Origin of the sequence: Glycomyces arizonensis DSM 44726 (assembly GCF_000482705.1) — a bacterium.
In the GTDB taxonomy this organism is placed as follows: Bacteria; Actinomycetota; Actinomycetes; order Mycobacteriales; family Micromonosporaceae; genus Glycomyces; species Glycomyces arizonensis.
This window is the reverse complement of record NZ_AXWO01000021.1, coordinates 28,946-48,373: the sequence shown is the minus strand read 5'-3', so window position 1 is coordinate 48,373 and position 19,428 is coordinate 28,946. Positions and strand designations below refer to the sequence as shown.

Below are 19,428 nucleotides of genomic sequence, written 5' to 3'. Positions count from 1 at the left end.
CCGCCTCCGATTGCGACCCTCATCGTGAGCCCCCGCCGCCGGGGATCACGAGCCGCCGCCGCGGTTCCTCATTGCCCGCCCTGTCGGTGGCGGCGTACTCGATCACCTGCGGCTCGTCGTCGATCGCCCGCACGAACGCCTCTTGGAAGGTGCCCCAGAATGTTCCGGGGCCCTGCCACTGGATGCGCTCGACGCCCGAGACGCCGTCGTCGGCGCTCAGGGTGATCTCCACACTGGCCCCCAGCTCCTTGACGGTCGCATGCGAGACCGGCGGGGTGGTGTCCACGCTGATCTCCCGGCTCACGGCGCCGGTGAGGCCGTTCGGGTCGGTCACTCGCGCCTCGATGCGGTGCACGCCTTCGGTCGTGATCGGGACCGGCTCCGTGTAGGGCGTCCAGTCGCCGCCGGATATCCGCAGCTCCAGGCGGAGCCGGTCCTCGGCACCCGAATCGTCCACATCGAAGCCGCGCACGCGGACGGCGGGCGCGCTGGTGAACCAGCCCGAGGGGGCGGGCTCCTCCAGGATCTCGATGGCGACGGCGGGGGGCACGGCGCCCGTGTCGGGCACGGTCGGCACCGCGGCCGGGTCGACCGGCATCGGCCGCACCGTAGCGCCGTCGAACGCCGCGGCCGCGGCGAGCACCGCCGCGAGTTCGTCGCGGCCGAGGAGTCCTTCGGCGCGCACACGGGCGGCCACGGCCGCCGCGCGGTCGAGGAAGGCGGCGCGGTCGGGGAAGGCGCCGATCGACCACAGCTCGTCGAGGAAGGTGCTCCCGTCGGAGCGCACCCGGTTCGGCACGCCGGTCCCGTTCCCGCCGAAGGCGATCTCGGCGTCGTGCGAGCGCACGTACATGTGGTACCGGCTCTCGGCGCCGGACCAGCAGGGCTCGAACATGACGCCGTCGAGTTCGACCGCGCCCTCCTCGGCGAGTTCGGCGGGGAGCTCGGCGCCGGTGCCGTCGGTGATCAGGCCGCCGTCGAAGGCTCGCCTGCCGTTGAGGCCGAAGGGAAGCCCGGTCGTGGCCTCCGAATTCGCCAGCAGCAGGGTCGGGCCGAGGAAGAGCGCGCACTGGCGGGGGTCGTCGATCGCCGGTTCGGCGCGCAGGGCCACGGGGGCGCTGAGGACCAGTTCGTCGCCCGCGCGCCAGGTGCGGGTGATCGAGGCGTACTCGCCGGGGACCGGTTCGGGTCCGGCCGGGGTGTCGTTGAGCAGCAGTTCGAGTTCTCCTGCGGCCCAAGTGGGCACGCGCAGGCGGATGGTCCGCTCGGTGTCTTTCGGTCCGGTCTGTCCGAGAGCCTCGAAGCGCAGCGAGATCACGTTCCCCAGCGGGAAGCCCGAATGCAGCCGGACCCGCAGGCCCGCCTCGGTCCAGTCGAGCTCGGAGTCGATCGGCAGGTTGACGTAGAGCCCGTCCGCGTCCCGGAAGTAGACGGTGTCCTGGTACTTGACGTGGTTCTCCAGGCCGGTGCCGCCGCAGCAGGTCCCGACGTTGTCGTACTCCCGCAGCGCGCCGGGGTGGACGGGGAACATGTAGGTCACTTCGGGGCTGGTGTCGGAGCGGACCGCCCGGCGCGAGCCGAGGACGTGGTTGAGGACCGTGCGCTCGTAGTAGTCCATGTAGCGCGGATCGAGCGTGTGCCCGAAGAGCTTCCTGGCGAGCTTCAGCAGGTTGTGGCTCGCGCAGGTCTCGGCGTTGCGGTGCCCGACGTCGCCCGCTACGGTCCCCGGCGGCCCCCACAGCTCGCTCTCCCCGGTGCCGCCGTGGGCGTAGGTGCGGCCGGGCACGATCTGGTCCCAGATGCCGATCGCGGCGTCGAGGTAGCGGCGCCGGCCGGTGCGCTCGTACTGCTCGACGTAGCCGATCAGCTGGGGCAGGTGCTGGTTGGCGTGCATGTCGGTGAGGATGTCGGTACGTGTCTCGCCCGCGTCGAGCAGGTTCTCCTGGTCGAAGAACGCGGCCGTCTCCAACAGCAGCGGTTCCTCGGCGGCCGTGGCGAGCCTGGCGAGGGCCTCGTTCATCCCGCCGAACTCTCCGGCGATGTAGAGCGACCACATGTGCTGGCGGCGTTCGGGGTCGAGGCGCGAGAGCCGGTGGTGGACCCAGTGGCCCATCGCGGCGGCGATGTCGAGCGCCTGCGCGCTGCCGGTCAGTTCGGCGGCGTCGAGGAGCCCGGCCATGATCTTGTGGCAGGTGTAGTAGGGCGCCCAGATCTCGCCGTAGGGGGCGAAGTCCTCCAGGCGCGAGAACTGCCATTCGCCGTAGGCGGCGAGGAATCCGGGATGCGAGTAGCGGCCGGTCGCGGCGAGCGCGGCCTGCGTCTCGCCGAGGCCCGCGACGAACTCGTCGACCTTGGCGCGCAGCGCGGGGTCGTCCGTTCCGGCGGCGGCCATGGCGAGCATCGAGAGGAAGTGGCCCGCGTAGTGGCCGCGCAGCAGGTTGGCCGTCTGGGCGCGCTCGCGGCCCGGGTAGTCGCCTTCGCCCCAGGCGTGTTCGTTCGGGTGCCCGAAGTCCTCCCAGTTGCCGGGCGGGACGGCGCCGCGCGTGTCGAGTCCCGCGTTGCGGCGGAAGACCGCGAGGAGGCGGTCGACCGGGTAGACGCGGGCGAGGTGCAGCATCTCGTCTCGGGCGCGGGCGAACACGGATCCGTCGTCCACGCGCGCCGCGCCGAGCGCGAACGGGCGCGCCCGGGGCGGCGAGCGGAGTTCGGCGGTCGTCATCGTCCGTGCTCCGCGTGCGCGAAGTGCTCGCGCGTCCACGCCTCGACGCCGTCCGCGTCGATCGGCAGCCCCGCGGAGAGCACCTCCGAGCCGCCGTCGGTGACGAGCACGTCGTCTTCGAGCCGCACGCCGATGCCGCGCAGCTCCGGCGGCACGGTGCGGTCGTTCGCATGGAAGTAGAGCCCCGGCTCGACGGTCATCACGACGCCCGGCTGGAGGTCGGCCCCCATGTAGTCCTCGTATTCGGCGCGGCTGCAGTCGTGGACGTCGAGCCCGAGGTGGTGGCCGATGCCGCAGGCGAGGTAGCGCCGGTGCTGCTGGCCTTCGGGGGAGAGCGCCTCGTCGACGGACACGGGCAGCAGGCCCCAGTCGTGCAGGCCCTGCGCGACGACCTCCATCGCGGCGAAGTGGAAGTCGAGGTACGCCGTGCCGGGGCGGATCTGTGCGAGCCCGGCGCGGTGGGCCTTCTCGACGAGGTCGTGGACCTCGCGCTGCCGGGGGCTGAACGTGCCGCTCGCGGGGAGCGTCCTGGTGACGTCGGCGGTGTAGAGGCTGTTCGCCTCCACGCCCATGTCGAGGAGCAGCGCGGCGTCGGGCAGGACCGGGCCGTCGCAGCGGACCCAGTGGAGGGTGGGCGCGTGCGGGCCGGAGCCGACGATCGTGGCGTAGCCGGGGCCGTTGCCGAAGGTGCGGGCGTGGCGGTCGAAGGTGCCCTGGAGCCAGCGCTCGCCGAGGCCGTCCCGGACGGCGCGCGGCACTTCGCGGGCGACCTCGCCGAATCCGGCCACGGTCGCGTCGATCGCGAGGCGCATCTGCTCGATCTCCCAGGCGTCCTTGATCATCCGCAGCCGGGAGAGGTGCCGTCCGAGCGGCTCGGAGCGTTCGAGCCCGTGGCGGGCGGCGAGGTCGTCGCTCACCGAGCGGCTCGCGAGCGCGCCGTCGAGTCCCTTGAGGTCGTCGAGGGCCGTGGCCGGCTCGACGGCGATCTGGAGGGCCTCGGACCATTCGCGCAGGCCCGGGGAGGCGCCGACCCACAGCTCGCCGTGGGCGGCGTCGGCGAAGAAGCCGGTCTCGCCGGGGCGGAACGGGGCGGGCAGGTAGAGCCGGGCGTCGTGGCCGCCGGGCCGGGGCGTCATCACGAGGGTCGCGCCTTCGGCCTGGCAGCCGGTGAGCCAGGCGAAGTCGCTGTCGGCGCGGAAGCGGTAGTCGCAGTCGTCGTTGCGGACCGGCGCGGTGCCGGAGGAGACGACGATCGTCGCCTCGGGCATGAGTCCGCTCAGCCGCTCGCGGTGCGAGGCCGCGGCCTCGGCGGCGCCGTCGACGATGCTCGCGGGAACCGGCTCGTCGCCCCAGCCCTTCGCGATGTGCTCGGTGAAGGCCGGGATGTCGGCCAGTCTGGGATAGCGGGTGCCGGCGTACGGGGGTCGCCCTGTCTCGGTCATCGCCGTTCTCCTCCTCGGTCGCGGACCATCTCGCGCAGGCGGGTGAGCACCCGTCCCGACGCGATCCCGTCGTGCTCGAACTCGTTCGTCACCCACGCCTGGGCGTTGCCGAGGCCCCGCAGGGTGTCCAGTTGGAGTCCCGAGTCGACGAACATGTCCTCGAAGTAGACCGCCGCCGCGATCGGGACCTCGTTCGCCGCGAGGCGGCCGGAGTCGAAGACCGGGCTCCACTCGCGGCGCTCGGCGAGGGCGTGGACGGCGGGAGCGAAGCCGCGCAGCAGCCTGACCTCGTCGAACATCCACGGGAAGGCCATCTCGCCGGTGAACGGGAGCGGGCGGACGCCTTCGGCGAACTCGGGGCGGCGGTCGCGTTCGCGCTGCGCGGCCCAGGCGGTCGGCCCGTTCGCGCCGTCGCCGTAGATCGACTCCTGGAGGGTCCAGAAGAGCGGGTTGGCGGCCGAGGAGGTGCGGGCGAGGACGGCGGCGAGAAAGCCTTCGGAGAGGCGATCGCCGGTGATGAACGCGTCCTCGACGAGCCAGTGCATGCGCTCGATGCCCGGCTTCATGCCGAGGTCGATGCCGAGCGACTGGAAGCGGCGCACGGTGAGCGTGTCGCCGTCGCTCAGGTGCACGGGTTCGGCGGCGAGCCGGTCGGCGATCCGCGCGACGAGCTCGACGTCCTGCGGGTAGCGCCGGTAGAACTCGGCGGTCTTGGCCGCGACGCGGTCGAAGGTGCGCCGGTAGACCTCCTCGGCGCTCATGGGGTTGCCGGGGATGCCGCCGCACACGTAGCAGGCGGCCAGGGCCTCGGGCGCGTGCGAGAGGTAGGCGAGGGTGAGCCACCCGCCGTAGCTCTGCGCGAGCGTGGCCCACTTCCGTCCTTCGTAGAGCGTGGCGCGCACGTGTTCGAGGTCGCGCACGATCGAGTCGGCGCGGAAGTGCGCGAGGTAGCCCGCTCCGGCCTGGGCGTCGCCGAGTTCGGCGACGATCCGGGCGTCGATCGGGGTGCTGCGGCCGGTGCCGCGCTGGTCGACGAACACGACGCGGTAGTCCTTGAGGGCCTCGGCCAGCCAGCCGGAGGCCTCGGTCGGGCGCGGGTTCGACCCGCCGGGGCCGCCCTGGAGGTAGGTGAGGAGCGGCAGGTCGCCGCCGCGCTTGTCGGGGTCGACGATCTCGCGGACGAAGACCTCGATCTCGCCGCCGGGGTTCCACCAGTCCAGCGGGACACGGACCTGGTGCTCGCGCACCCACATGCCGGGCATCGAGTACTCGATCATCGTCCGGCCTCCTTCCGTTCGCGGTCCTTGCGGGCCTGCTCGTTCCGGCGCCGTTCGGCGTCCCATTCGGGTCTGATCCTAGGGACGGCGGCGAGGAGCTTCCTGGTGTAGTCGTCGCGGGGGGAGTCGAAGACCTGGTCGCGCTCGCCGGTCTCGACGATGCGCCCGCCGTTCATGACCGCCACGCGCGTCGCGATCTGCCGCACCACCGCCAGGTCGTGCGCGATGAAGAGGCAGCTGAAGCCCTCCTCCTCTTGGAGCCGCCGGAGCAGGTTGATGACCTGCGCCTGCACCGACACGTCCAATGCGGACACGGCCTCGTCGGCGATGATCATCTTCGGGGCGACGGCGAGCGCGCGGGCGATGCCGATGCGCTGCGCCTGCCCGCCGGAGAACTGGGCGGGGAAGCGGGCCGAGTGGTCGGGGTTGAGCCCGACGCGCTCCATGAGCGCCCCGGTGAAGGCGCGCGCGCCGCCGGGGACCTTCCGCTTCTGGTAGACCAGCGGCGCGGTGACGATCCGCTCGACGGTGTGCTTGGGGTTCAGCGAGGAGTAGGGGTCCTGGAAGACGACCTGCACCTCGCCGCGGAAGGCGTGCAGCGCCTTCCCGGTGAGCTCGTGGACCTCGCGGCCGGCGAACTCGATCGTGCCGCCGGTGGGGTCGATGAGCCGGGCGATCATGCGCGCCGTGGTCGACTTGCCCGAGCCCGACTCGCCGACGAGCGCGAGCGTCTCGCCGGTCGCCACGTCGAGCGAGACGTCGTCGACCGCGCGGAACCGCCTGGTGCGGCCGAAGACGCCGCCGGGCGAGGTGAAGTCCTTGACCAGGTTCCGCACCCGCAGCAGGGCTTCGCTTCCGTCGCTCATCGGTCCTCCTCCGCGCTCGGTGCGGCCGTGGTGCGCAGCAGGCCGATCTCGTCGTCGATGCGCGGCACGGCGTCGAGGAGCATGCGCGTGTACTCCTCCTGAGGATCGGTGAAGATCCGCTCCGCCGAGCCCTGTTCGACGAGGTCGCCCTCGCGCATGACGACGATGTGGTCGGTCACCTCGCTGACGACGGCGAGGTCGTGGGTGATGAGGATGAGTCCGGCGCCGGTGTCGGCCCGGATCTCGGCCAGCAGGTCGAGGATCTGCGCCTGGACCGTGACGTCGAGCGCGGTCGTCGGCTCGTCCGCGATGATGAGCTCGGGCTCCATGCTGAGCATCATCGCGATCATCACGCGCTGCCGCATCCCGCCGGAGAACTGGTGCGGGTAGTGGTGGACCCGGCGGGCGGCGTCGTGGATGTGCACGCGCTCCATCGCCTCGATCGCCACGGTTCGCGCCTGCCGCCTGGTCACGCCCTTGCGGTGCGAGCGGTACGCCTCGGCGATCTGCGTCCCCACCGTGTAGTAGGGGTTGAGCGAGGACAGCGGGTCCTGGAAGATCATCGCGATGCGGTCACCGCGGACGGCCCGCATCGCGCGCTCGCGCAGGGTCGTCAGCTCGGTGCCGTCGAACTCGATGGAACCGGAGCGCGTGGCGCCCTTCGGCAGGAGCCCCATGATGGCGAGGCTGGTCATCGACTTGCCCGAGCCCGACTCGCCGACGATCCCGAGCGCGCCGCCGCGCTCCAGGTCGAAGTCGAGGGACTTGACGACGTCGGTGGTTCCGGCCGCGGTCGGGAAGCCGACCGTGAGGCCGCGGACGCGGAGCAGTGGCGCGGCGGTGTCCGTTGCGGTGCTCATTTGGCGCTCCCCACTCGCACGCGCGGGTCGATGGCGGTGTACAGCAGGTCGACGACCATGGCGCCGACGACGACCAGGAAGGCCGCGAGCAGCGTGACGGCCATGATGACCGGCTGGTCGTTCTTCGTGATCGAGTCGGCGGCGAGCTTGCCGACGCCGTTGAGCCCGAAGACGGTCTCGGTGATGAGGGCGCCGCCGAGCAGGTTGGCGAAGTCCATGCCGAAGATCGTGACGATCGGCGTCAGCGCCGGTCGCAGCGCGTGCCGCCGCCAGACCAGGCCGGGGCTGAGGCCCTTCGCCCGCGCGGTGCGGACGTAGTTCTCCTGGAGCGATTCGATGACGTTCGCCCGGGTGAGTCTGGTGTAGACGGCCGCGGCTCCGATGGCGAGCACGATCCAGGGCATCAGGAAGTTGAGGAACCACTGGAGCGGGTCGTTCCCGAACGACACCGCCTGCGGGAAGGGCAGCCAGCCGAGCGTGACCACGAGCACGAACTGGAGCGAGAGCGCCAGCACGTAGTTGGGGATGGACATGCCGGTGAGGGTGAGCCCCGCGATGAAGCGGTCGGCGAACCTGCCCTCGCGCACGGCGCTGATGAGCCCCCCGGCGACGCCCGAGAGCAGCCAGAGCAGGGCGGCGCCGATCGCGATGGTCGCCGAGACCGGCAGGCGCTGCATGATCATGTCGGTGACCGGCTGGCTCGTCTGGAACGAGTAGCCGAGGCACGGCGCCGCGCAATCGATGGCGTTGGGGCCGGTGCCGTAGGTGCGCCCGACGAAGAGCCCGCTGATGAACGTCCAGAACTGGGTCCAGAACGGCTGGTCGAGGCCGAGGTTCTCCCGGATCTGGTCGATCGCCTCCGGCGTGCAGTTCTTCCCGCATATCTGCACCGCCGGATCGGGCGAGAGGACGAAGAAGATGACGAAGGTGAACAGGCACACGCCGAACAGCACGACGACCATGCCGAGCAGCCGGTTGAGGAGGAAGCGGCTCATGCCCTGCCCTCCCCGGATTCGGCGATCTTCTTGACGCGGTCGCCGAGCACGGTGAACGACAGCACGAGCATGAACAGGAAGGCCCCCGGGATGAGGAAGTAGGCGGGATCGACGGCGTACCAGGGCACCGAGCTGGCGATCATCTGCCCCCACGACGGCGTCGGCGGGACGACGCCGACGCCGAGGAACGACAGCCCCGCCTCGGTGCCGACGTAGCCGGGCACCGCGAGCGTGGTCATCACGATGATGGTGGAGGCGAGGTTCGGGAGGATCTCCTTGAAGATGATCTGGAGGCTGGAGGCCCCCGACGCCCGTGCCGACTCGACGAACTCCCGTTCCTTGAGCGACATGGTCTGGCCGCGGACGATGCGGGCCAGGTACGGCCATCCGAAGAACGAGATCACGACGACGAGCAGGAACTGGCGGTTGTCGGCCGGCAGCGCGGAGAGGACGGCGATCATGAAGATGAGCGCCGGGAACGCCATGAGGAACTCCATGACGCGGGAGACCACCATGTCGACGCGGCCGCCGAAGTAGCCGGCGATGAGCCCGAAGACGACGCCGAGGACGCTCGTGAGCACGGTCGCGGCGAGGGCGATCGTCATCGACACCCGCGCGCCGTAGACGATGCGGGCGAAGATGTCGCGCCCGTTGCCGGGCTCGACGCCGAACCAGTGCTCGGCGCCCATGCCGCCGCCCCAGCCGATCGGGAGCCCGCCGAGGTTCGGGTCGACGGCGCTCTGGTCGAACTCCAGGGGCCCGTAGCCGCTGATCTTGACCAGCAGCGGCGCGGCGAGGGCCATGAGGACGACGAGCAGGATGTAGACGCCGCAGGCGACGGCCACGCGGTCGCGGAGGAAGGCGTGGACGAGGTGTCGCCCTTGTGCGGGCGGCGAGGCCGGTGCGGGTTCACCGACCGTCTCGCCGCCCGCCGCGCCTTCGACTTCGAGGTCTGTCGAGGTGAAGGTCATCGGTTTCAGCCCAGCGACGGGTCTTCCAGCCCGATGATCGTCAGGTCGGTCATGCTGGTGCTGGGGTGGTAGCCGGCGATGTTCTCACCGGGGAGGAAGATGCCCTTCTCCCAGACGAGGGGGGCGATCGGCGCGAGGGCCATGACCTCCTCGTCGAGCTCGCCCCATTCGGCATTCGCCGCTTCGAGGTCGGTCATGGCGCTGATCTCGTCGATGCGGGCGTTGATCGTCTCATCGTCGATCTGCGCGAGGTTGGTGTTGCCCTTGTCGGTGATGTTGCGCCCGTCGACCAGCGGCGGGACCATCGTGCTCGCGCTGGAGGCCCAGTCGGGGCACCAGCCGGTGATGGCGGCGTCGTGCTGCTGCGAGGGCGTGCCGATCGTCTCGTAGTACGTCGAGGTGTCGATGACGTTCAGCTCGACTTCGACGTTGATCTCCTTGAGCGCCTGCTGGATGGCCTCGGCCTGCGCCTGCATCTTGGGCTGCGAGCGGATGTCGAGGACGAACGAGAAGCCGTCTTCGAGGCCGACCTGGGCGAGGAGCTCCAGCGCCTTGTCGGTGTCGCCGCCGTAGTCCTCGCTCGGGTACAGGTCGAAGTCCTGGTGGCCGGTCACCGCCTCGGGGATGATCGTGGTGGCGGGGTCGGCGAGCTGGGTGCCGCCCGAGGCGGTCTGCACGGACTTCCGGTCGATCGCCCAGTTGATCGCCTGACGCACCTCGAGCTGGTCGAACGGCGCCTTGGTCATGTTCATCGACATGTAGGTGGTGCAGTAGGCGGGCGAGGTCTTCAGCCGCTCCTGCAGCTCGGGGGTCTGCACGCGCGCCAGCGTGGCCGCCTGGATGACGCCGGAGATGGCGTTGACGTCGGAGCCCTGCCCGGCCATGAGTCGTTCGTCGATCGTGGCCCCTTCGAGGCCGATCTCGAACTCCCAGGCGTCGGGGTAGGCCCTGCGGACGTCGTCGGTCTCGGGGTCCCAGTGCTCGTTGCGGACGAGCTCGATCAGGCTGCCGGGGGTGTAGCTCTCGAGCGTGTAGGGGCCGGAGGCGATGATGTCGTTGATGAACTCGTCACCGGCGCCCGAGCCCACGGGGAAGGGCACCGCGTTCGGCTGGGCGAGGACGTTGTCGAACTCCGGGAAGGGCTCGATGAGGTGGAAGACGATGGTGTGCTCGTCGGGGGCGTCGATGCCGGGGTGGTCGCCCGAGCGGTAGGGGCCGAGGTAGTCCTCGGGGGCGGCGATGGTCTTCTTCAGCCACGGCGAGCCGATGCCGATCTCGGGGTCCCACGCGCGGGAGATGCCGAACTCGACCTCGGCGGAGGTGATGGGGTCGCCGTTGTCGAACTTCAGGCCGTCCTTGAGGGTGTAGGTCCAGGTGAGACCGTCTTCTGAGGCCGTTCCGAGGCTTTCGGCCAGGTCGGGGACGATGGCGTTCGGGTCCTCGGCGTCGCCGGCGGCCTGCGTGGTGAGGCCGCGGTAGATCAGCCGGTAGAACGCGTTCACGCCGCCGTCGAAGCCGCGCGCGGGGTCGAGGTAGGAGAAGTCGGCGTTCTGGAGCATGTGGACGGTTCCGCCTTCGACGGGGTCGCCCCCGCCGCCACCGCCGGAGTCGTCCGCTCCTCCGCCGGAACAGCCGGTGAGCAGCAGCGCCGCGGCCATGATGGCCGCCGGGGCGCGGGTCGATCTCTTGTTCATGAGGGACTTCCTATCGGTTCTTCCGCCGGTCGGCCGCGTCGTGAGTCCGAGCGGGACGCCGGAGTTGCCGGATCAGGGGGTTCGGCGAACCTCCGTGCCGCGATGCCCTCGCGGCGGACCGTTCAGGTCCATCCGCGCTCGCACCGCCCTTCTGTGTGACATGTGATATATCACTGCGGCGCGCACGGATCGCCGAATCCGTGCCGCCACTGCGCGCGCCGCGTCTGCGCGGAAGTCCGAGAATTCGGACCTCCGGCATGAAGACCGAGGGGTATCGGTGAGAACACCCTCGGCGCTCGCGCCGCCTGGCGACAGTAACATATTACATACCACTGACGCTAGGACCGCTCGCAAACCTGACACCACCAGCGGCGACTCGGCGTCCGACTGCTCACCGCCCCCGAACCCGTGACATCCGGCGGCCGCGGCAGGGGGCCGAACCGCTGGGCGATCCGGCCCCCGCTGAGAAGGCCGTCAACGGCCGCCGGTCGGAACGCTCACTCCGGTTCGAAGCGGAGGATCGCGCCGCCGAGGCTCAGGACGTAGAGCTCGCCGTCCGGGCCCTCCACGAACGAGACGATCGATCCGGCGCCGATGCGGCCGCTGAACTCGATCTCCTCCCCCACCGCGCCGTCGTCATCGATCGTCAGCGCCCGCACGACTCCGAGGCAGTAGTCGCTGAACACATAGGCCCCCCGCAGGTCGGGGATCGCGCTGCCGCGGTAGACGAACCCGCCGGTGACCGAGCACGCCCCGCCGGCGTGGTCGAACTCGAACCACGGCGGCCGGTGGTTCGCGGGCTCCTGGCCCGAGACGGGGAGGGTGCCCTCCATGCGGGCCCAGCCGTAGTTCTCACCGCCGGCGCTGGAGGCGGGCGCGACGTCGATCTCCTCGCGCTCGTTCTGTCCCACATCGCCGATGTAGAGGTCGCCGGTCGCCGCGTCCCACGAGAACCGCCAGGGGTTGCGCAGTCCGTAGGCCCAGATCTCGCCACGGGCGTTCGGATCGTCGACGAACGGGTTGTCGGGCGGGATCGCGTACGGGTCGGCGCCCGAGGGGTCGATGCGGAGCAGCTTGCCCAGCAGCGTGCCGAGGTTCTGCGCGTTGTCGTTCGGGTCGAAGGAGCTGCCGCCGTCGCCGAGCCCGATGTAGAGCATCCCGTCGGGCCCGAAGGCGATGTGGCCGCCGTTGTGGTTGGAGAACGGCTGCTCCTGGGTGAGCACGGTCCGCCGGGTGTCGAGCCGGAGTTGGTCGCCCTGCATGTCGAACTCTTCGATGGCGGTGTCGCCGTCGAGGTCGGTGTAGGAGATGTAGAAGTGCGCGAAGCTCGGATCGAAGGCGATGCCGAGCAGCCCTCGTTCGCCGTCGGTGGTGGTCTCGTCGCTGATGTCGAGGACCGGATCGCTCAATCCGTCGTCGCCGAGCACCTGGATCGTGCCGGTCCGGTTGGCGATCCAGAGGTCGCCGCCCGGTCCGACCGTTCCGGCCGTGGGCATCGATCCGCTGGCCACCTGCACCAGGCCCGCGCCGACCTGGGTCGGGTCCGGCTCGTCCGTCGGCGTCTCCTCGCCCTCGCCGCCGCATTCGACGCCGTTGAGCGTGAACGACTCGGGCTGCGCGCCACTGCCGGAGACGATCATGCCGAACAGCTCCCGGCTCTGCCCGGCCTGGACGGTGGCGTTCCATCCGACGTCGGAGCCGGTGAAGGTGGCCCCGGCCTGGTCCCAGTCGACGTTCCAGGCGCTTTGCACCGCCGCCCCGCCGGGGAGGTCGAACGAGAGGGTCCAACCGTCCACACTGTCGGTTCCGGCGGTGAGCGAGACCGCGGCCTGATGGCCGCTGCCCCAGTCGTTGACGACGGTGTACTCGATCGACTCGCAGGCCGCGGCGTGTGCCGGGTTCGCCGCGACCACCGCGACGGCACCGGCGGCGAGCACTCCGGACGCTGCGGCGACGGTGGTGAGCCGTCTCGGTCGACTTCGCGCGGCTTCCATGTGGCGACCCTCCTCCGGCTGGGCGCGCACCGCCCGGCCCAGTGGCAGACATAAACTCTTGTATCGATGGTAATCGATACAAAGGAGGTTTTGCGCCGAGGTAAGAGGGTCAATACAGGTCGATCGGCCTTTCACCCGCGTCGAAGGGCGATCCGGACGGTGCGGATCTCGAACGGCGACAGTTCGAGCCGGAGCTCGCGGTCGCCGGTCAGTTCGACCCTGTTGCGGTCGAGCGGCCGTTCGAGGAGGTCGGCGTCGACCGCGGACGCGGCGTCCGCGCCGAGCGGGACGAGCGCGGTGCGCCTGCCGCCCCAGGCCTCGTAGACGCGCAGGACGAGGTCGCCGCCGCCGTCGTCGGCGAGCTTCACGGCCTCGACGATCGCGCCGGGCGAGGCCTCGCCGACCAGCGGCTCGACCGCTCGCGCGCCCTGCACGGCAATGGTCGGGAGGTTCAGCCGGTAGCCCTCGCCGATCGCATCGTCGACGCCGCCGACGACGACCGCCGTGCGCATCGAGTGGCGGCCCTGGTCGGCATCGGGGTCGGGTGACATCGGGGCCCGCAGCAGCGACTCCCCCACCACGACGTAGACGCCGTCGTCGTTGTGGTGGCGGGTCACGTCGTGCCCGTAGGTCTGGTCGTTGGCGACGCCCACGCCGAGGCCGTCCTCGGCGACGTGCAGCCAGCGCTGCGCGATCGTCTCGAACCTCGCCGCGTCCCAGGAGGTGTTGGCGTGGATCGGCCGGTACAGGTGTCCGAATTGGATCTCCGAGGCCGCGCGGTCGGTGTGCACCGCGAACGGGAGCGCGAGCTTGAGGAGCCTGCGGCGCTCGTGCCAGTCGACCTCGGTGCCCAGTTCGAGCCGCCTGCGGCCCGGGGCGAGCGTGAAGGTCTGGACGAAGGCGCTCGCCCCGTGCGTGCGGCGGACGCGGACGACGGCCGAGCCGTCGGGGAGCGTCTCGGCGTCGATGCCGTCGGCGCCGGTCAACTCCTCGGCGCTGTCGCGGTAGTCCCGATCGAGGTCCCAGGCCTCCCAGTGGGCGGGGACGTCGCGGTGGACGCGCAGGAGCCCGAGGCGCTCACCGGAGGGGACGACCTCGCGCCCGGTCTCGGCGTCGATGAGCGAGCGCACGAGCCCGTCGGCGTCGATCTCGACCCGGAGCAGGCCGTTGTCGAGGACGTGACTGCCGTCCGCGGCGCTCAGCGAGACGGGCTCGGCGGTCACCTCGCCGCGCACGGCGACCGCTCCGGCCGGGACGCCGTCGACCGCGAGCGGGGCGGCGTTCGCGACCAGCGGCAGCTCGCCGTCACCGGCGAGGGCGCGCAGGGACTCGGCGATGAGCGCCTCGAGTTCGGCGCGGACCGCCTCGTAGTTGCGCTCGGCCTCGCGGTGGACCCACGCGATCGAGGAGCCGGGGAGGATGTCGTGGAACTGCTGGAGCAGCACCGTGCGCCACAGGCGCCGCAGCCGTTCGGCCGGGTAGTCGGCGGCCCCGGCGACGGCCGCGGTGGCCGCCCACAGCTCGGCGGTCCGCAGCAGGTGCTCCGAGCGCCGGTTCCCGAGCTTGGTGCGGTGCTGGGAGGTGTAGGTGCCGCGGTGGTATTCGAGGTAGAGCTCGCCGAGCCAGCGGGGCGCGTCGGGGTGCTCGCGCTGGGCGTCGGTGAAGAACGCCGCGGGTGAGGCCATGCGGACCTTCGGGGAGCCTTCGAGGTCGGCGGTGCGCCGGGCCGCCCCGATCATCTCGCGGGTGGGTCCGCCGCCGCCGTCGCCGTAGCCGAAGGGCACGATCGAGCGGTTCGAGCGCCGCTGGTCGCGGGACTGCCGCTCGGCCCGGGCCAGCTCCTTCGCGGACAGGTTCGAGTTGTAGGTGTCGACCGGCGGGAAGTGCGTGAAGACGTCGGTGCCGTCGATGCCCTCCCAGCGGAAGGTGTGGTGCGGGAACCTGTTGGTGTCGTTCCAGGAGATCTTCTGGGTGAGGAACCAGTCCGCGCCCGCCTTGCGGGCGATCTGCGGCAGGGCCGCCGTGTAGCCGAAGGAGTCGGGCAGCCACACCTCGCGCGGCTCGACGCCGAACTCCTCGCGGAAGAACCGCTTGCCCTCGGTGAACTGGCGGACCATCGCCTCGGGGCCGACCATGTTCGTGTCGGACTCGACCCACATGCCGCCCACCGGGATCCAGCGGCCTTCGGCGACGCGGGCGCGGATGCGCTCGAACAGCTCCGGATAGCACTCCTTGATCCAGGCGTACTGCTGCGCGGAGGAGGCCGCGAACGTGAAGTCGGGGTCGAGGTCCATCAGGTTCAGGACGTTCGAGAAGGTGCGGGCGCATTTGCGGACGGTCTCGCGCACCGGCCACAGCCACGCCGAGTCGATGTGGGCGTGGCCGACGGCGTAGACCTCGTGGGCGCTGGCGGCGGCGGGGGACGCGAGCGCGGGGGCGAGCGCGGCGCGGGCGTCCCGCGCGGTGCCGGCCACGTCGTCGAGGTCGAGGGCGCGCATCATCGACTCGATCGCGCCGAGGATCGCCTGGGAGCGCGGCAGTTCGGGCGGCAGCTCACCGAGCAGGCCGGTGAGGGCGTCGAGGTCCAGCAGGAGTTCCTCGACCTCGCGGTCGCGGCGCACGAGTTCGAGGCGGTCGAGCCGGTAGATCGGTTCGTCTCCGGCGGTCGCCTTGTCGCCCAGGGGGGTCGGCGCAGTCCAGCTGTCGCGCATCACGTCGGGGTTGGCGGCGGCCTCGATGTACAGCTCGAACTCGCCGCCGGGGCCGGGTTCGACGGGCACCTGCCGGTTGAACGGCGAGACGGCCTTGACGCTCACACCGTCGGGCCGGAACGCGAGCGCTTCGGCCTGGAAGCCCGGTCCGCCGCCCAGGTAGCCGAGGTCGACGAGCAGTGCGGCGTCGTCGCCCCAGCCGTCGGGGACGGTGCCGGTGACGCGGAACCAGGTCGTGCCCCAGGGGCGCGACCACGGTGAGCCGACGGCGAAGGGCTTGTACTCGGCCGCGAGCGCCTCGGCGGGGGGCACGGGCTCGTCGGGCACGTCCCATGCCTCGACGGTGACCGGATGCGTTCCGGCCTCACGGGCGGGCTCGAGCCATTCGCGGCGCAGCCGTGCCAGCTTCCTGTTCAGTATCGCCGAATCGTCATGCACGGGGATGGTTCCCTTCGTCGCTGGGGGTGCCCGAACTTCCGAACCGATTTAGCACATCATTCAGCGTTAATAATGTCAAGCCCTGCCGCGCTCGGTTTCGAAGGCCGCGTGCAGCCGGGAGGCGCGCGGGACGAAGCGCTCGTCGAGGACCATCGCCGCCGCGCCCACCGCGCCGGTGTCGGACCCCATGACGGTCCCCCGCACGACCGTGGGCTCGGGCCGCCACTTCCCCGACAGCGCGGACTCGCATGCCGGGAGGCAGTAGCGTTCCAGCCGCTGCCAATTGGGCCCTCCGAAGACGACGTGTCCGGCGTCGAGCACGCCGACGAGCATCCGCACGGCCTCGGCGATGCGCCGCGCGGCCCGCTCCAGCGAGGCCACCGCCTCGGCCGCTCCGCGGTCGGCGGCCTCGCACAGCTCCGCGAACTGGAGGGCGATCGCATGCGGCGTCATCGGCCCCGGTCGCGGACGCAGCAGTCCGGACTGGACGGCCTCGGCGACCAGACTGGCGGGGTCGGTGGCGACGCCGAGACAGCCGCGCCTGCCGCAAGGGCACGGCGGCCCGTCGGGATCGACGACCACATGCCCGATCCCCCCGGCGTTGCCCGCTCCCCGCACGATCTCGCCCTCCGCGGCGAGCGCCGCGCCGATCCCGGTCCCCAGGTACACGAAGAGCACCGTCCCCGCCGCGTACGATCCGGACCGGAGCCACATCTCGCCGACGAGCGCGGCGGTCGTGTCCTTGTCGAAGCTCACCGCGCCGCCGAACTTCGCGGCGAGTTCCCGCCGGAGGGGGAATCCGTCCCAGCCGGGCAGCCACGGCGGCGCGACCAGCGTGCCCGAGGACAGATCGACCGGCCCCGGAGTGGCGACGCCCAGGCCCACGACGCGGTCCGGGGAGACGCCGTTGCGGGAGACCAGCGCCGAGGCCGCGTCGGCGACCCGCCGGGTCGAGCCGAACGGGTCGCGGTCCAGCAGCTCCGCGTCGGCGAACCGATCGACGATCGCCCCTTGGAAGTCGAGCAGGACCGCGGTCGCGACCGCCGGATCCAAGTGGACGCCGAGCGCGTAGCGCGCGGAGGGCACGATGCGCAGCCGGGTCCTCGGCTTGCCGCGGCCGATGACCTCGGTCCCCGCCGCCTCGACGAGCCCGGCGTCCAGCAGCCGCCGCACCAGGCCCGAGACGGTCTGCGGCGCCAGCCCGGTGCGGTCGGCGATCGCGACCCGGCTGATCCCCGCGTCCTGGCGCACGGCCTGGAGGACGACGAGCTCGTTGTAGTCGCCGATCCGCGGGAGATTCGCCCCTAGACGCATCAGTCACAGCCCTTCCACCCAGCGGAGGCACCGTCGAGTGCCAGCAGCGTACCGCCTCACTCCGCTCGGACGAGGTGGACCATGGTGGACGCGTAGTCGCCCCGATCGAGGCGGAGGTCGAGGCCGTGGGCGAGCAGTACCGCCCCGTGGTGGACCCGGTCGGTGCCCGCTTCGCGGTAGCGCGCCGCGGCGTCGAGCCCGACCGGCTTCAGCAGAGGATCCCGGTAGCCGAACCGGCGCGCGCGCCGCCAGGCCAGCACCGCGGTCTCGTCACCACGGCTGTACTGCACCCCCGCGACGTTCCCGGCGCGCAGGGGGTGTCGCCGCCCGAGCTGCACGGTGGGCCGGATGCGCTTGTAGTCGGCGACCAGTTCGGCGCCGCGCTCGAGCTCGGACTCCGTCCAGGCGTTGAGGTCGCCGCCCACGGCCAGCGCTCCGGCCATGGCGACGTGGAAGCGGAAGTCGAGCGGGACCTCCCTGCGGGTGAACGGGTTCGGGGAGTCGGTCACCCACGCGCCCATCACGTTCGCCGGGTAGGCCTGCGCGAGTCCCTCCTGGATCTCGATGCGGTCGACCGCGTCGGTGTTGTCCGAGGTCCACACCTGGTCGGTGCGGCGCAGGATGCCGAAATCGACGCGGCCGCCGCCGGAGGCGCACGATTCGATCCGCAGGCGGGGATGGTCGGCCCGGAGCCGGTCGAGGATCGCGTAGAGATTGCGGGTGTGGTCGAACCAGAGCCGGTCGGGGTCCTCGGCCCCGGGTCGGCCGGCCTCGGTGAAGGGCCGGTTCATGTCCCACTTGAGGAAGTCGATCTCGTTGGAGGTCAGCAGCTCGTCGAGCCAGCCGTGCATCCATTCGGCCACGTCGGGCCTGGCCAGGTTGAGCACCAGCTGGTGGCGCATCTCGCTGCGCCGCCGGTGCGGCTGGTGGTAGACCCAGTCCGGATGCGCGCGGTACAGGTCGGAGTCGGGGTTGACCATCTCGGGCTCCACCCACAGCCCGAACCGCATGCCCAGCCCGTGCACGCGCTTGATCAACGGCCCCAGCCCGTCGGGGAACCGGTCGGGGTTCGGGTGCCAGTCCCCCAGCCCGGCGCGGTCGTGCACCCGGGCGCCGAACCAGCCGTCGTCCATGACGAACAGCTCGCAGCCCATCGCGGCCGCCTTCTCGGCCAGTGCCGCCTGGCTGTCGGCGGCGATGTCGAACTCCGTGGCCTCCCAGGAGTTGTAGACGACCGGCCGCACCTCCTCGGGGTGGGGCAGGACGTGGGCGCGGGCGTATTCGTGCCAGGCCGCGGCCGAGGCCGCGAAGCCGCCCGCGACGTACAGGCCCGCGGCAACCGGGGTCTGGAGGGTCTCGCCCGGAGCCAGGAGGACCGAGATCGGATCGTGCCCGAATCCGAGGGAGACGGCCACGCGGCCGGTGGGCGCCTTCTCGACGGTCAGGCGCCAGGTGCCGCTCCAGGCGAGCGCGGTCGACCACACCTCGCCGTGCGCCTCTCCAGCGGTTCCGTCGTCCACGGCCGCCCAGGGATTCGCCTGGTGGCCGGTGATGCCGCGCCGCGAGCCCAGGTGGGTCTCGCCGAAGGGCAGCGTGGTCCGGTTCAGCCGCGTCTCGGCGCCCCACTCGCCGTACAGCTGGGTGAGGCGGTAGTCCTCCTGTTCGGGGATCGCCCAGGTCGCCGAGTCGGCGCGGACGACCTCGACCGGTTCGGCGCCGTTGTTGCGCAATGTCATCGACCGCTCGATCACGTCGCTGTCGGTGAAGGTGCGGTAGTGGAGGCGGACCTCCAGGCCGTAATGCCCGTCGTCGAACACCAGGGTCAGGTCGCGCTCGGTCTCGACCGCCTCGGTGAAGGCGAGTTCGAGCTCGCGGGTGCCGTCGGCGAATCGCACTTGCAGGCCGTTCGCGCCGTATCGGAACGCCGCCCCCGGAGTGAAGTCGAGGACGGCGTCGCACCCGTCGGTGACCGACCGCCCCACGGCCTCGGGCAGGTCGAGCAGCGAGGCGGCCTGCTCCCGGGACAGCCGCGGGCCCCAGTGGAGGCCGTGGAGTCGGTCCACGGCGTCCAAGGCCACGACATGGCTGGTGTTCGGGGTGTCGACGACCCACAGGCGTGGTTGCGGCGCTGACATGCGCTTTCCTTT

At 71.4% G+C, this 19,428-nt stretch carries 12 protein-coding genes; all 12 read right to left on the bottom strand.

Annotated features, from left to right (window positions below; genetic code table 11):
- Positions 1-19: 19 nt before the first annotated feature.
- On the bottom strand, positions 20-2,719 hold the full coding sequence (locus H613_RS26800) for a glycoside hydrolase family 127 protein (protein ID WP_035738233.1): 2,700 nt from the start codon (positions 2,717-2,719) through the stop codon (positions 20-22).
- Positions 2,716-4,161, bottom strand: coding sequence for an aminopeptidase P family protein (locus H613_RS26795; RefSeq protein ID WP_035738232.1), 1,446 nt, complete (start codon positions 4,159-4,161; stop codon positions 2,716-2,718). Before H613_RS26795 ends, H613_RS26800 begins: the two co-directional genes overlap by 4 nt.
- On the bottom strand, positions 4,158-5,438 hold the full coding sequence (locus H613_RS0115120; RefSeq protein WP_035738231.1) for an alpha/beta fold hydrolase: 1,281 nt from the start codon (positions 5,436-5,438) through the stop codon (positions 4,158-4,160). Before H613_RS0115120 ends, H613_RS26795 begins: the two co-directional genes overlap by 4 nt.
- Positions 5,435-6,304 (bottom strand): ATP-binding cassette domain-containing protein, encoded by an 870-nt coding sequence (locus H613_RS32410; protein WP_026924470.1) that lies wholly within the window; start codon positions 6,302-6,304, stop codon positions 5,435-5,437. The genes H613_RS0115120 and H613_RS32410 overlap by 4 nt, the downstream gene beginning before the upstream one ends.
- Positions 6,301-7,164, bottom strand: a complete 864-nt coding sequence (locus H613_RS26790) for an ABC transporter ATP-binding protein (RefSeq protein WP_051393383.1) — start codon at positions 7,162-7,164, stop codon at positions 6,301-6,303. The genes H613_RS32410 and H613_RS26790 overlap by 4 nt, the downstream gene beginning before the upstream one ends.
- A complete protein-coding gene (locus tag H613_RS0115105; RefSeq protein WP_026924469.1) occupies positions 7,161-8,159 on the bottom strand; it encodes an ABC transporter permease in 999 nt (332 codons plus the stop codon). The genes H613_RS26790 and H613_RS0115105 overlap by 4 nt, the downstream gene beginning before the upstream one ends.
- Positions 8,156-9,130, bottom strand: coding sequence for an ABC transporter permease (locus H613_RS0115100; RefSeq protein ID WP_026924468.1), 975 nt, complete (start codon positions 9,128-9,130; stop codon positions 8,156-8,158). The genes H613_RS0115105 and H613_RS0115100 overlap by 4 nt, the downstream gene beginning before the upstream one ends.
- A gap of 5 nt (positions 9,131-9,135) precedes the next feature.
- Complete coding sequence (locus H613_RS0115095; protein WP_026924467.1) at positions 9,136-10,824, bottom strand: ABC transporter substrate-binding protein; 1,689 nt, start codon at positions 10,822-10,824, stop codon at positions 9,136-9,138.
- Between the two features lie 497 nt (positions 10,825-11,321).
- Positions 11,322-12,818: a PQQ-dependent sugar dehydrogenase gene (locus H613_RS26785; RefSeq protein WP_084546652.1), complete on the bottom strand. Its 1,497-nt coding sequence runs from the start codon at positions 12,816-12,818 to the stop codon at positions 11,322-11,324.
- 131 nt (positions 12,819-12,949) lie between these two features.
- The gene (locus tag H613_RS0115085; RefSeq protein ID WP_026924466.1) at positions 12,950-15,967 is read right to left on the bottom strand and encodes an alpha-mannosidase; all 3,018 of its coding nucleotides are present in this window, start codon (positions 15,965-15,967) and stop codon (positions 12,950-12,952) included.
- Positions 15,968-16,042: 75 nt separating this feature from the next.
- The gene (locus tag H613_RS26780) at positions 16,043-17,281 is read right to left on the bottom strand and encodes an ROK family transcriptional regulator (RefSeq protein WP_051393381.1); all 1,239 of its coding nucleotides are present in this window, start codon (positions 17,279-17,281) and stop codon (positions 16,043-16,045) included.
- 56 nt (positions 17,282-17,337) lie between these two features.
- Positions 17,338-19,416 carry an alpha-galactosidase gene (locus H613_RS0115075; RefSeq protein WP_026924465.1) on the bottom strand — a complete coding sequence of 693 codons (2,079 nt, stop codon included), beginning with the start codon at positions 19,414-19,416 and terminating at the stop codon, positions 17,338-17,340.
- Between the last annotated feature and the right edge of the window lie 12 nt (positions 19,417-19,428).

Bases quoted from the DNA above. Each gene is read 5' to 3' on its own strand.
- H613_RS26800 (WP_035738233.1), bottom strand. From the start codon at position 2,719: ATGACGACCGCCGAACTCCGCTCGCCGCCCCGGGCGCGCCCGTTCGCG.
- H613_RS26795 (WP_035738232.1), bottom strand. From the start codon at position 4,161: ATGACCGAGACAGGGCGACCCCCGTACGCCGGCACCCGCTATCCCAGA.
- H613_RS0115120 (WP_035738231.1), bottom strand. From the start codon at position 5,438: ATGATCGAGTACTCGATGCCCGGCATGTGGGTGCGCGAGCACCAGGTC.
- H613_RS32410 (WP_026924470.1), bottom strand. From the start codon at position 6,304: ATGAGCGACGGAAGCGAAGCCCTGCTGCGGGTGCGGAACCTGGTCAAG.
- H613_RS26790 (WP_051393383.1), bottom strand. From the start codon at position 7,164: ATGAGCACCGCAACGGACACCGCCGCGCCACTGCTCCGCGTCCGCGGC.
- H613_RS0115105 (WP_026924469.1), bottom strand. From the start codon at position 8,159: ATGAGCCGCTTCCTCCTCAACCGGCTGCTCGGCATGGTCGTCGTGCTG.
- H613_RS0115100 (WP_026924468.1), bottom strand. From the start codon at position 9,130: ATGACCTTCACCTCGACAGACCTCGAAGTCGAAGGCGCGGCGGGCGGC.
- H613_RS0115095 (WP_026924467.1), bottom strand. From the start codon at position 10,824: ATGAACAAGAGATCGACCCGCGCCCCGGCGGCCATCATGGCCGCGGCG.
- H613_RS26785 (WP_084546652.1), bottom strand. From the start codon at position 12,818: ATGGAAGCCGCGCGAAGTCGACCGAGACGGCTCACCACCGTCGCCGCA.
- H613_RS26780 (WP_051393381.1), bottom strand. From the start codon at position 17,281: ATGCGTCTAGGGGCGAATCTCCCGCGGATCGGCGACTACAACGAGCTC.
- H613_RS0115075 (WP_026924465.1), bottom strand. From the start codon at position 19,416: ATGTCAGCGCCGCAACCACGCCTGTGGGTCGTCGACACCCCGAACACC.